Below are 12,912 nucleotides of genomic sequence, written 5' to 3'. Positions count from 1 at the left end.
CGACGTCGAGCCTGACCTCGCACTCGGTCTCGACCTGGTCGCGGAGGCCGGCCGGGCCATCGTCCGCAACGTTGAAACGGTCATCGCCGGCAAACACCCTGCCGTCGTCACCGCGCTGACCGTGCTCCTCGCCGAGGGCCACCTCCTCATCGAGGACGTGCCCGGCGTCGGCAAGACCATGCTCGCCAAGGCCCTCGCCCGCTCCGTCGACTGCTCCGTCAGTCGCATCCAGTTCACACCGGACCTGCTTCCCTCCGACGTCACGGGCGTGAGCGTCTTCAACCAGGTCGACCGCAGGTTCGAGTTCAAGCCGGGTGCCATCTTCGCGAACATCGTGATCGGCGACGAGATCAACCGGGCGAGTCCGAAGACCCAGTCGGCTCTCCTCGAATGCATGGAGGAACGCCAGGTCACCGTCGACGGCGCCACGTACCTCCTGCCACTGCCGTTCACTGTCGTCGCCACCCAGAATCCGATCGAGATGGAAGGCACCTATGCCCTCCCAGAGGCCCAGCGGGACCGTTTCATGGCCCGGATCTCGATGGGCTACCCAGACACCACGTCCGAACTCGCGATGCTCGACTCCCGCGACACGTCGAGTCCGCTCGCCGGAATCGACGCCGTCGTCACCGGCGTGCAGCTGCGTGCCATGATGACCGCCGCCCGCGGTGTCTTCGCCTCCAGCGCCGTCAAGCAATACGCCGTCGACATCGTGCGGGCCACCCGCTCGGACAAGGACCTCCGCCTCGGTGCGAGCCCCCGGGCGACCCTGCAGCTCATCCGCGCGGCCAAGGCGCAGTCCGCGCTGCAGGGCCGTGACTTCGTGCTCCCCGACGACATCGATGCGCTGGCCGTCGCCGTGTTGGGCCACCGGTTGGTGGCGAGCAGCCGGGTGCTCGGGCACCAGCACCAGGATTCGAGCCCGCTGCTCGAGGACATCGTGCGCCGGATCCTCGCGGCGACCCCGGTGCCGCTCGGCGTCTCCGGCCGCCCCTAGCCGCCATGTCCGCGCGGCGACCTCCCTCACGGCCGGTTCGTTTTCCCCGGCTCACCCTCCGGGGCGGCGCCTTCCTCTGCGGGGGAGCGGTGCTGACGTTCGTGTCGTTCTCCGAGAACCGGCGGGACCTGCTGTTCATCGCCCTCCTGCTGATCGCGGTGCCGCTCGCCGCCGGACTGTCGGTGGCACTCCGGCCCGTCCGGATGCGCGTCGGTCGGGACTTCCGCCCGAACCTGGTGTCCGCGGGCGGTGAGACGACCGAGCTGCTGACCCTTGAAAACCTGGGGGTGCACCCGCTGTCGGGGGCGCACTGGCGGGAAACCGGCCCGATGGGCATGACGCCGATGCCCAGGGACCTCCCGCTCCCGCCGCTCGCCGGACTCGGCGGCGCCTGGGGCCGGCGCGGCGGCCGCGACGGCTTCGGCGATGCCCCCGACGCGACCGCCCGGACCGTGCGCCTCGAGCTCCCGCTGTCCCCGCACGCGCGGGGACGGTACGAATACGGGCCCATCGTCCTCGGCCAGTCTGACCCGTTCGGACTCGTCACGGGCCGCTGGGCGGTCGGCGGCCGGAACGAACTCGTCGTCACTCCGCGAGTCACCCCCCTGCCAGGCCGGGGACTCGCGAGCATGCTCGGCGGCGGAGAAGCCCTCGAACGCCAGCGCTTGCTCAACCAGAATTCGGACGAGCTGATCGCTCGTGAGTACCGGCCGGGGGACTCGTTGCGCCGGGTCAATTGGCCGGCCACCGCACGCCACGGCGAGATCATGGTGCGGCAGGAGGAACACCGGAGCGATTCAGGGGTGCGGTTCGTGCTCGACACGCTCGCGCCGGGCGACACGGGCACCCGTGAGGACGAGCGCGGACGGCGTGCACGAGCGTTCGAGCTGGGAATCGAAGTCGCGGCATCCGTCTGCACGCATCTGCTCGCGGCCGGCTATCGGGTGGACGTCGTCGAGCTCGGCCCTGCCCAGCTCGGCACCGCCGGGCTCGGCCGAACCCCGCTCGACCGTGCCTCGAACGGCACCGTGGGTACGACCGGTGCCGCCCCGTTCGGCGCGACAGGTCCCGGCGACTCGCCAGGGCCAGGAATCGCTGAGACGGGTGCCGTCAGGTCCGGAGACCCGGTCTCCTACCGCGGAGCGGGTGGCGTGTCGCATCTTCTGGAAGACCTCGCGGGCGTCGTCCAGCTCCCAGCCGAAGGCGAGCGCGCCGGCACCGGAGTACCGGGCGGGAACGTCGCACCCGCGCGGGCACGCGCTCCGCGCGGGGCGCTCCCGACCTTCGCCGTGCTCGGCGCCGGGGGCGGCCTCGACCTCGCCGTTCTCGCCGCACTCGCGGCCAATGCCCGGCCGGCGATCGCGTTCGTGCTCGACGTCGTGCCGACGGATGCCGTTGACCGGCTCCGGGAGGCCGGCTGGCGGTGCGTTCCGGTGCGTTCGGCGTCCGCACTGCCCGCAGCGTGGCTCGACGCCGTCGGCGGCCGGGAGGCGCTCCATGAGCCTGCGTGAACGCACGCTTCCCGAGCGAACGCTGCCGGTGCGGCCGTCGCCGCCGCCGGTGCCGCCGGGGCGCCCGGGCAGCCGGCGGAGCGGCTCCCGCTGGCCCGTGACCGGTGCGCTCGCGGTGCTCCTGCTCGTCGGGATGACCGCGCTCGGCCCCCTCCTGCAGGGCACCGGGTGGTGGTGGCTGATGGCGGTCGAAGCGGGAGCCGTGCTCGTCGTCTCCGCGGGCATCCGCTCGCTCGGCCCCCAACCCTGGGTCGTACCACTCGCCGGTGCCGGCGTGGTCGTCGGGAGCGTGACCCTGCTCTTCGGCGGAGGAACGGGGGTGCTCTGGCTCGTGCCGACCGGCGACACGATCGACCGGTTCCGCACGCTCGTCGACGCGGGGATCGCCTCAGTGCAGTCCCAGGGGACCCCGGCCGATCCCGTCACCGGAATCCTGTTTCTGCTCTGCGTCGGGGCCGGTGCGATCGCGGTGCTGATGGATACCCTCGCGCTGACTCTGCGGGTGCCGGCGCTCGCGGGGCTGCCCGTGCTCGTGCCCGTCGGGGTGCCGGGGCTCATCCTCGACAACGGCGCAGACAAGCTCACCCTCGTGCTCACGGCGGCGGCGTTCCTGCTCCTGCTGCGGGTCGACGTGCTCGGCCGGCGCGGCGGGCGCCCGGCGGGCAGGCTCGGTCTTGCCCGGCCCGGCACCGGGGCTGTCCTGGTCGGTGGGCTCGCGATCGCGACGGCACTCTCGCTCAGCGTCGTGGTCCCCAACCTGCCCGGCGACGGACGGGTCGGCGGCCGCGCCACCGGACCGCTGCTCTTCGGCGACGGGGTGAGCGCGATGGTCAACCTCGGCCAGGATCTCCGCAGCTCACAGGCCGGCGCCGCGTTGCACTACCGGACGAGCGCCGCTCAGCCGCCCTACCTCAAACTGCTCACCCTGGACCGCTTCGTCGGGCCGAGCTGGACCGCGCGCCTCGAGCCGACGAACACCGGGAACACCGTCGACGCCATCGACCGGCCGCCGGGGCTCTCGGCCCAGGTCGCCACGACGGAGGAGTCCACTCAGGTCGTCATCGACGGGGTCGCGTCGGCCTGGCTGCCCACCCCCGGCGCGGCGACGAAGGTGTCAGGGCTCGTCGGCGCCTGGTACTGGAACGGCCCGACCGGAACGATTTCGAGCACGAACAGCAGCACACGCGGCCAGAAATACACCGTCACCTCGCTCGTCCTCCAGCCGACTCCCGAGCAGCTGCGCGCAGCAACGGGCCGGTACCCGGTCAGTGTCGATTCGAGTCTGCGGCTGCCCCGGAACAGTCCCCTGATCATCGAGCAGACCGCGCGCGCGGTGACGTCGGGCACGGCGACGCCGTATGACGCCGCCGTCGCCCTGCAGGAATACCTGCGGGGGAACGAGTTCACCTACGACACCACGGCACCGGTCGCGGACGGCTACGACGGTGGCGGGGTCGACGTCGTCGGCACGTTCCTCGCGGTCAAGCGCGGCTATTGCGTGCACTTCGCCTCCGCGATGGCGGTGATGGCGAGGTCGCTCGGCATTCCGGCCCGGATTGCGATCGGCTATCTCCCCGGCTCACGCTCCTCGAACCCGATCGAGGGCAGGGACCGCTTCAATGTCGACGCCCACGACCTGCACTCGTGGCCGGAGCTGTACTTCACCGGCATCGGCTGGTTGCCGTTCGAGCCGACTCCCGGGCGGGGGACCGTTCCGAGTTACACCCAGCCGACCGGCCCCTCCATTCCGCTCGGCGGCGCGGTGGCCGGGGTGCCGTCGACCGCGCCGCGCCCGTTCAACGACTCCGGGCAGGCCCTGCCGACGGGAGGCGGGTCCGCGACGACACCCGGGAGCGACACCGGAACGCCCGCACGCGTTGCGCTCATCCTCGGAGCGCTCGTCATCGTGCTCGCCGTGCCCGGGGGCATCCGCCTGCTGCGGCGCAGGCGACGGCGCCGGGATCTCGCCAGAGGGACGGCAGGGGGCGCCGAGGCGTGGCGTGAGCTCGTCGACACGGCCGTCGACTTCGGGGTCGACGTGCGAGCGACGGAGACGCCGAGGGAACTCGCGGCGCGGATCGGCGCCCTGCCCGGCCTCACCGGTACCGGTGGGGCCGTAGCCGGTGCGGCACTCGGCCGGCTGCTCGCCGCGGCCGAGCGACACCGGTACGGGCGCCCTGCCGCTGGGGCGCCGCAGCCGGAACTCCTCGGCGACCTCGACACGGTCTCGATGAGGATCAGCATGGGTGCGAGCACGGCCGCGCGGTGGCGTGCACGCCTCCTTCCCGCCTCCCTCTGGCTCTTCCTCCGCGAGCGGGGGCGCGCACCCGTCACAGACGCGTAGAATCTCCCCCCGTGACCAAGTTTCAGAAGACCCCGTACAAGGTCGACGTGCGTGACCTCATCAACCGCCCCGGCACCATGCGTGAGCGCCACATCGACCTGATCGTTCCCGACGACCTCGGCGAGGGACTCGTTGCCGTCAAGGCCGGGTCGACGCTCGACGTCAACATCCGTCTCGAGACCCTGCACGAGAGCCTCCTGGTGTCCGCGCAGATCTCCGGAATCGCCTCCGGCGAGTGCGGAAGATGCCTGATTGACATCGACTTGCCTGTCCGAGTCGAGTTTAACGAGGTTTTCGCGTACTCTCTTGATGAAGCTTATGAGTGTGCGGTTGTCGAGGACCATGTGGATCTTGAACCGCTCATCAGGGATGCAGTGGTTCTGTCACTGCCTTTCCAGCCGGTCTGCCGGCAGGATTGCCCGGGTCTCGACCCCGAGACCGGGCAGCGGCTTGCCGTTTCCCCTGAATTCGAACCAGAAGTAATGCGCGATCCCCGCTGGGCAGCGCTTGTGAATTTCCAGGCTTCCGAAAGCATCGGCACGGATGAAGACATCCGTGCTGAAACGGATAGAAGAGAAGAGAAGTAGTCATGGCAGTCCCGAAGCGCAAGCAATCACGCTCCAACACCCGCTCACGTCGTTCCTGCTGGAAGGCCGAAGCCCCCACCCTGGTCAAGACCATGGAAAACGGCAAAGTCGTCTACAGCCTCCCGCACCGCGCCAAGGTCGTCACCGACACCGCCGGAACCGCGATGTTCATGGAGTACAAGGGCCGCAAGGTCGCCGATATTTAATTCGGCGATGCATACGCCCCTGGTACCGCTCCTCCGACGGATGCCGGGTCTTCTGACCCGGATCATCCGCGCGGCGCGTCGCGGTACCACCGGGGCGGTCGCCGTATGACCGGGAACCGAGCATCCGGACAGCCGATGACCGGTTCGGAGGCCGACCCGTCGGCCCTCGTCGCCGCGCTCGGCGTCCAGATCGATGAGGGCCTGCTTGCACTGGCGCTCACGCACCGGTCTTTCGCGTACGAAAACGGCGGCGTCCCCACCAACGAACGCCTGGAATTCCTCGGCGACTCGATCCTGGGCCAGGCCGTCACGGTGATGCTCTATCGCACCTACCCGCTGCTCGACGAGGGTGACCTTGCCAAGCGCCGGGCCAGCCTGGTGTCGAGCGTCGCCCTTGCCGAAATCGCACGGGGCCTCGGCCTCGGCGCGTACATCCGGCTCGGGCGAGGCGAGATCCTGACCGGTGGCCGCGACAAGTCATCGATCCTCGCTGACACCGTCGAGGCACTGATCGGCGCCGTCTATCTGGACACCGGTGCCGACGCGGCCACGGCGTTCGTGCTGCGCCTGATCGCGCCGATGCTCAACGACCCTGGTCACTTCGGTGTGTCCATGGATCCGAAGACGAGCCTGCAGGAAGCGGCGGCTCGCCTCGATGCCGGCGTGCCCGTTTACGCGATCGCCGAGAGCGGACCGGATCACTCCAAGGTGTTCATCGCGACCGTCACAGTCGGCGTCGTCGTCGCAACGGGCGAAGGCACCAGCAAGAAGCACGCCGAGATGGCCGCAGCCCTCGAGGCGTGGAACCAGCTCGTTCCGCGCTGACCGGGCGATTCGATGCCCGAGCTTCCTGAAGTCGAGGTCGTCCGCGCGGGCGTCGAACCCGCCGTGACCGGCGCCACCGTGACCGCCGTCGAGATCTTCGAGCCCCGCTCGCTGCGCCGCCACGATCCGCTGTCCGGTCCCTTCGCCGAGCAACTCGAGGGGCACGTGCTGCTCGGCGCCGTCCGCCGCGGGAAGTTCCTTTGGCTGCCGATCGACACCGGTCGCGCCCTCGTTATCCACCTCGGGATGAGCGGGCAGGTGCTGCTCAGGGAACCGGGCTCGGCGGCAGACCGCCAGTTGCGCGTCCGCCTGCACCTCGATCACCCCGACCACGGGGAACTCTGGCTCAACTTCGCCGACCAGCGCATCTTCGGCAGCATGGCCGTCGACCGGATGCAGCCCACGGCCGACGGGCTGCCGGGCGGATTCGCCGGGGCGGGCGTCGGCGCCTGGAGCGGGCTGATCCCCGGCCAGGTCGCGCACATCGCGCGCGACCCGCTTGATCCGGACTTCGGAACGGACGCGGCCCTGTCCGCCTTGGCCCGTCGCGGCTCCGGGATCAAGCGGGTACTGCTCGACCAGACCTGGGTCAGCGGCATCGGGAACATCTACGCCGACGAAGCCCTGTTCGCGGCTGGACTGCACTACGACCAGCCGGCATCGTCCCTGTCGCGCGCCGAGGTCATCCGCTTGCTCGATGCCGTGCGGACGGTGCTGCAGCGCGCCCTCGCCGAGGGCGGGACGAGCTTCGACGCGCAGTACGTGAACGTGAACGGGCAGTCCGGCTACTTCTCGCACAGCCTCGCCGCCTACGGCCAGCAGGGCAAGCCGTGCCCGCGCTGCGGTACGCCGATCGTGCGCGAGCAGTTCATGAACCGGTCCTCGCACCTCTGCCCGGTCTGCCAGCGCCTCCGCTGACCTCCGACCCCGCCCGCCCTGCGCGGAGGCATAACTCCTGCAAATTCCGGGTGCTGCGGTCCACAGCCGCGGAATCCCGCGGCCGCCGGTCGGCGTCGGCAGAATGTGCAGGAGTTATGCCTGGGGGAACGGGTCAGGTGCGGCGGCGCCAGCCGCCCTCGTAGCCGATCGGCTCGAAACCCAGAGCCTCGTTGATGGCGAGCATGTGCCGGTTCTCCTCCGCGTTGAAGGTGATCACCGACGGATGTCCCGGGTCATTGCGCTGAAGATTCTCCAGATTCCGGGCCTTGAGCAGCAGACCCAGCCGGTGTCCGCGATGCTCCCGCAGCACGAGGGTGTCCTCCTGGTGCACGGGCCGGTCCGTCTCCGCGGGGGCGGAGAGCCCGGTGAACCCCACGAGCTTCCGAGAATCACGGTGGACCACGGCCGTCGTGTACATCGTCCGCGGGCCGGTCTCGGCGAGGGCCTGCGTCTCGAGGAGACGGTCGGGGTGCCAGAATTCCTGGGGTTCCTCGAGGCCGGCGGTCGGGGCATCCGTGCTCATGCGCTCGTAGAGCCACGCCATGTCGGTGCGCCACCGGGCCGGTGTGATGCCCTCCCACTGCGCGATGTCGTAGTCGCGGCCCGCGTGCTCCTCTGCTTCGCGCAGGAGCCGGCCGACCCGCTCCTGCGCGGCGGGCAGCGCCAGACGGCTGCCGCGCTCGACCTGCTCGAGCCGGTAGCTGCGCCGGAGCAGGAACCGTACCTCGGGGTTCCGCAGCGGGAGTGAGCCGAATCCGGTCGGCGCCGTCAGCCGTTCGCCGGGCGCATCCGCCGAGGCCGCGTAGACGATCTGGTTGCGGCAGCCGTCCGCCTCGGAGGTCGCCTCGAGCAGGGAGGCCAGCGCCGTTCCGATGCCACGGTTGCGGAACTCCGGAAGGACGTCGACCCGGAGCCAGGCGGTTTCGGTGTCGGATCCTTCCCGCTCGTAGATGCCGCGCGCGACGATGCGGCCGGCCCCGGCCCCGGTACCGGCCCCGGTACCGGGACCGAGATGGTCGCCCGCCCGCAGAACGAACAGCCGCTTCGGCTCCCAGTCCTGGTTGAGCCAGTCCGGGAGCGCCTCCTCCGCCGTCACGGACAGCTCTCCGTTCCCATAGGCATCCGCTTCGACCGCATTGTGAACGTCCGCGGCGGCGGCGAAGTCGTCCCAGCCTTCCGCTCCCGGCTGCCGGGGAATCGGCAGTTCTTCGATCCTGCGCCTGAGCTCGTCCATGCAGGAACAGTAGCCAACGGTCGTTCGCGTCGAAACCCCGCCGCTGACGCCGCGCCTCCCGGGCCGGGCGGATGCGTCCGGTACCGTGGGAGAGCCGATATCTACTCACGGGAAGGGCGCACGGGTGTACTTGAAGAGCCTCACCCTCAAGGGGTTCAAGTCGTTCGCGCAACCCACGACCTTCGCCTTCGAGCCCGGCGTCACGTGCGTCGTCGGGCCGAACGGCTCCGGCAAGTCCAACGTCGTCGACGCGCTCGCCTGGGTGATGGGGGAGCAGGGCGTCAAGACGCTCCGCGGCGGCAAGATGGAGGACGTCATCTTCGCCGGCACCTCGACCAAGGGCCCGCTCGGCCGCGCCGAGGTGACGCTCACGATCGACAACACGGATGGCGCGTTGCCGATCGACTACACCGAGGTCACCATTTCGCGCACCCTTTTCCGCAACGGGGGCAGCGAGTACGCCATCAACGGCCAGAGCTGCCGGCTGCTCGACGTGCAGGAACTCCTGAGCGACTCCGGCCTCGGCCGGGAAATGCACGTGATCGTCGGTCAGGGACAGCTTGACGCCGTGCTGCGCGCGAGCCCGGAAGACCGGCGCGGTTTCATCGAGGAGGCGGCCGGGATCCTCAAGCACCGCCGCCGCAAGGAGAAGACCCTCCGGAAGCTCGACGCGATGCAGGCCAACCTGACCCGGCTGAGCGACCTCGCCGGGGAGATCCGCCGCCAGCTCAAACCCCTCGGGCGCCAGGCCGAGATCGCCCGCGAGGCACAGACCATCGCCGCCGTCGTGCGCGACGCGCGAGCCCGCCTGCTCGCCGACGACGTCGTCGGCCTGCGCCGGACCCTCGACGCCCACGGCCGCAGCGAGAGCGAACGGCACTCCGAACGCATCGTGCTCCAGGAACAGCTCGACCAGAAGCAGCTGCGCCTGCACCGCCTCGAGGAAGCCCAGATCGGCGATGCCGTCGACGTCGCCCGGCGCACGAGCTTCGGCCTCGAATCGGTTCAGGAACGGCTCCGCGGCCTCTACACGCTCGCGAACCAGCGGCTTGCCCTGCTCGGTTCCCAGGCCGAATCGGTCGACGCCGGCCCGAGCGTGACCCCGGCGATGCTCACGGACGCCGCGGCGGAGATCGTCCGCCTCACCGAACGCATCGCGGTCGCCGAGGCCGCCTGGGCCGCCGCGCGCGCGGCCACGTCGACCGCCCGGAGCGAGCTCGACGCCGTCGATGAGGAGATTTCCGCCCAGACGGCGCTCATCTCCCGCCACGACCTCGAGGCTTCCAAACTGCGCGGCCAGGCCGAAACCGCAGCCTCCCGTCTCGCCTCGGTCCGTGGCGACGTACTCCGTCAGCAGAACGCCCGGGATGCCGCCGCCGGGCGTGTGCAGGAGGCACAGTCCCTCCTCGAGGCCCTGGAAGCGGAGACCGAACAGGCCAACGCGGAGAACGCGGGCACCGGCACTGTGGGCGGCGATCCTGCCGATACCGGCGAAGCCGACGGGAACACCCGGCTGTCCGAGGACTACGCGTCCGCTCAGGCCGTCGTATCCGCAGCGGAGGGCGAGGTCGAGCGTCTCCGCGAAGAACTTCACCTCCTCGAACGCGAACGCGACGCCCTCGCCGCCCGCGCGAGCGCCCTGTCCCTGGCCCTCGACCAGAAGGACGGCTCCTCGGCCCTCCTCGGGGCCCGGCTGGACGGCATCCGCGGGCTCGTCGCAGAACACGTGCGCGTGCACCCCGGCTACGAGGCGTCGATCGCCGCGGCCCTCGGCTCCCTCGCCGACGCCGTGATGGCCGACGACCGCGCCGCCGGTTTCGCGGCACTCGACCGGGTCAGGGCAGACGACCTGGGCCGGGTCGAGCTCATCCTCGCGACGCCAGAAGCCTCCGGAACGGGCAGCGCCCCAGCGGATGCCGCCGGCGGCACCCCCGGCCGGCGCGGGTCCGGCGCGCCCGCCCGCCCGAGCCTCGCCGAGTGGCCAGGCCTGGTCTGGGCAGGCTCGGTCGTCGACGCACCGGCCGGTGTCCTCGGACTCCTCGAGAACACCGTCATCGCCGAGGACCTCGACGCTGCCCGTTTCGCAGCAGGCCTTCTCACCTCCGGCCTCGCAAACCCCGGCTCCGGCACCTCCGGCGTCTCCGGAAGCACCGGCACCTCGCTCACGATCATCACCCTGGCCGGCGACGTGCTGAGCGAGTTCGTGCTCCGCGGCGGCTCCGGCGCGCAACGCAGCAAGCTCGAACTCGTCGCCGACCGCGACTCCGCGGCGGACCGCCTCGGCGAGGTCCGCTCCCGCATCGAGCAGGTCAGCGGCGATCTCGCCGAGCAGCGCGGCCTGCTTCGCCTCGGCAAGGAACAGTCGGTCGCGGCCCTCGCCGCGCTCCGCGCCTTCGACGCCCGCCTCGCCGCGCAGGCCGAGAAGACGAACCGGGCGACGGTGCGGCTCGAGGCCGCCACTGCGGAGCTCGAGCGCCTCGCGGCCGGCGTCCTCGTCGCCGAGCAGGCCGTCTCCGGCGCCGAGGCAGAGGCCGAGCGCACCAAGGCCGGGCTCGTCACCCTGCTCTCCCGCCCACGTCCGATCCTCGACGTGTCGGTCCGTGATGCCCTGCACGCCGAGCTCGAAGCTGCGCGCGAGAACGAGGTCGAGGCGCGGCTCCGCGTCGAGACCGCCCGCGAGCGGGTGCGCTCCGGCGAGGCCCGCGCTGCCGGCCTCGCGCGGCAGCTCGAACGCGATCAGGCCGCAGCCGAGGCGGCCGCACGGCGTGCGGTCATCCGCCGTCGCCAGGTGGATGCCGCGACCTACGTCGCCGAGGCGCTCCCCGCCGTTCTCGCCGCCGTCGACGTCTCCGTCAGCGAAGCCCGGCTCCGCCTCGCGACCGCCGAGGCCGAGCGCCTGAGCCAGAACGAGGAACTCGCGGCTCTGCGCCGCGAGGACGGAGCCCTGCGCAGCCGCCTGCAGGCCGTGACCGAGAGCGTGCACGGCCTCGAACTGCAGATCTACGAGAAGAAGCTGCACCTCTCCGGCCTCCTCGAACGCGCCGGCAGCGAACTCGGCCTCGTCGAAGACATCCTCGTTGCGGAATACGGGCCGGACCAGCCGGTTCCGCCCGACGACGACCCGGACGGTGAGGCGATGCCCTTTGACCGGGAGCAGCAGCAGCGCCGCCACGCCGCAGCAGAGCGCCGCTTCGCCCAGCTCGGCAGGATCAATCCGCTCGCGCTCGAGGAATTCGCCGCGCTCGAGCAGCGCCACAAATTCCTGACCGAGCAGCTCACCGACCTGACCAACACCCGGGCCGACCTTCTGACGATCATCGACGACCTCGACGTCACGATGGGCGCCATCTTCGGAAGCGCTTTCGAAGACACCCGGCTGGCCTTCGCCGAGGTCTTCCCTGTCCTGTTCCCCGGCGGGTCCGGCAGCATCCGCCTGACCGACCCGGACGACCTGCTCACCACCGGCATCGAGATCAGCGTGAAGCCGGCCGGAAAGAAGATTGAGCGGCTCTCGCTGCTTTCCGGCGGAGAGCGTTCCCTCGCGGCCGTCGCGCTGCTGATCGCGATCTTCAAGGCCCGCCCGAGCCCGTTCTACATCATGGACGAGGTCGAGGCGGCACTCGACGACGCCAACCTCGGCCGGCTGCTCACGATCTTCCAGGACCTCCGCGAAGCCAGCCAGCTCATCATCATCACGCACCAGAAGCGCACGATGGAGATCGCCGACGCCCTTTACGGCGTCTCGATGCGCCAGGACGGTGTCTCTGCGGTCGTCGGCCAGCGGATCGTGCGCCAGGAGGAACAGGCGTCCTGAGCCGGGGTCCCGAGCAGGACGGCTGCGGCGGCCTCAGAGCAGGGCGAGCACCTCCGCGCAGGCGTCGGTGACCCTCCGGCACTCGGGCGCGCAACTCGTCCAGTCCGGCCGGTGCTGCAGCATCCGCTCGCACGCGGCAGAGGACGCGCGACTGGCCTGGATGCAGGTATCGAGCATTGACGCGGCCGTCGGCCCGTCGGTTCGGGTGTGCCACGACAGGACCCGACTCGTCGAGGTGCAGATCTCGATGCAGTCGAGGTCGGCGAGGAAGCACGCCGTCACGTCGCCGTCGCCGGACTCGGCCAGGCAGGCATCCGCACAGTCCTCGCTCGCGGCGATGAGCGCGTCGCACGCGGCGACGCAGGCGGCGGTCCGCGCCGCGATCGTGTTGAACTCGCTCGCACCGAACCCGCTATCGTACCCCGCACCCGACATGCCGACACTCTAGCCCTATC

Annotated in this window: 10 protein-coding genes; 8 read left to right on the top strand and 2 right to left on the bottom strand. The window is 70.8% G+C overall.

The genetic code is table 11. From position 1 onward, the window contains the following. Positions 1–34: 34 nt before the first annotated feature. From E3O44_RS03205 to mutM, 7 genes are all read left to right on the top strand, one after another. Complete coding sequence (locus E3O44_RS03205; protein ID WP_241976049.1) at positions 35–997, top strand: AAA family ATPase; 963 nt, start codon at positions 35–37, stop codon at positions 995–997. An 89-nt stretch (positions 998–1,086) separates the two neighbouring features. After that, entirely contained in the window at positions 1,087–2,508 is a 1,422-nt protein-coding gene (locus tag E3O44_RS03200) for a DUF58 domain-containing protein (RefSeq protein WP_166792516.1), read from the top strand. Then, complete coding sequence (locus tag E3O44_RS03195) at positions 2,495–4,852, top strand: transglutaminase TgpA family protein (RefSeq protein WP_134532390.1); 2,358 nt, start codon at positions 2,495–2,497, stop codon at positions 4,850–4,852. The genes E3O44_RS03200 and E3O44_RS03195 overlap by 14 nt, the downstream gene beginning before the upstream one ends. Positions 4,853–4,863: 11 nt before the next feature. After that, complete coding sequence (locus E3O44_RS03190) at positions 4,864–5,439, top strand: YceD family protein (RefSeq protein ID WP_134532388.1); 576 nt, start codon at positions 4,864–4,866, stop codon at positions 5,437–5,439. A gap of 2 nt (positions 5,440–5,441) precedes the next feature. Then, a complete protein-coding gene (gene rpmF, locus E3O44_RS03185) occupies positions 5,442–5,645 on the top strand; it encodes a 50S ribosomal protein L32 (protein ID WP_134447547.1) in 204 nt (67 codons plus the stop codon). A gap of 135 nt (positions 5,646–5,780) precedes the next feature. Continuing rightward, positions 5,781–6,470, top strand: a complete 690-nt coding sequence (gene rnc, locus E3O44_RS03180; protein WP_134532995.1) for a ribonuclease III — start codon at positions 5,781–5,783, stop codon at positions 6,468–6,470. 12 nt (positions 6,471–6,482) lie between these two features. Continuing rightward, the gene (gene mutM, locus E3O44_RS03175) at positions 6,483–7,388 is read left to right on the top strand and encodes a bifunctional DNA-formamidopyrimidine glycosylase/DNA-(apurinic or apyrimidinic site) lyase (protein ID WP_134532386.1); all 906 of its coding nucleotides are present in this window, start codon (positions 6,483–6,485) and stop codon (positions 7,386–7,388) included. A gap of 133 nt (positions 7,389–7,521) precedes the next feature. Here the strand turns inward: mutM and E3O44_RS03170 are convergent, their stop codons facing one another. Beyond that, positions 7,522–8,643: a GNAT family N-acetyltransferase gene (locus E3O44_RS03170; RefSeq protein ID WP_134532384.1), complete on the bottom strand. Its 1,122-nt coding sequence runs from the start codon at positions 8,641–8,643 to the stop codon at positions 7,522–7,524. A 124-nt stretch (positions 8,644–8,767) separates the two neighbouring features. Here E3O44_RS03170 and E3O44_RS03165 point away from each other — a divergent pair, with 124 nt between their 5' ends. Then, positions 8,768–12,457, top strand: coding sequence for an AAA family ATPase (locus E3O44_RS03165; RefSeq protein ID WP_134532382.1), 3,690 nt, complete (start codon positions 8,768–8,770; stop codon positions 12,455–12,457). Positions 12,458–12,490: 33 nt separating this feature from the next. Here the strand turns inward: E3O44_RS03165 and E3O44_RS03160 are convergent, their stop codons facing one another. After that, complete coding sequence (locus tag E3O44_RS03160; RefSeq protein ID WP_134532380.1) at positions 12,491–12,892, bottom strand: four-helix bundle copper-binding protein; 402 nt, start codon at positions 12,890–12,892, stop codon at positions 12,491–12,493. Positions 12,893–12,912: the final 20 nt, after the last annotated feature.

It is taken from the genome of Cryobacterium algoricola (assembly GCF_004402485.1).
In the GTDB taxonomy this organism is placed as follows: domain Bacteria; phylum Actinomycetota; class Actinomycetes; order Actinomycetales; family Microbacteriaceae; genus Cryobacterium; species Cryobacterium algoricola.
This window is presented reverse-complemented; position numbering and strand designations above follow the sequence as displayed.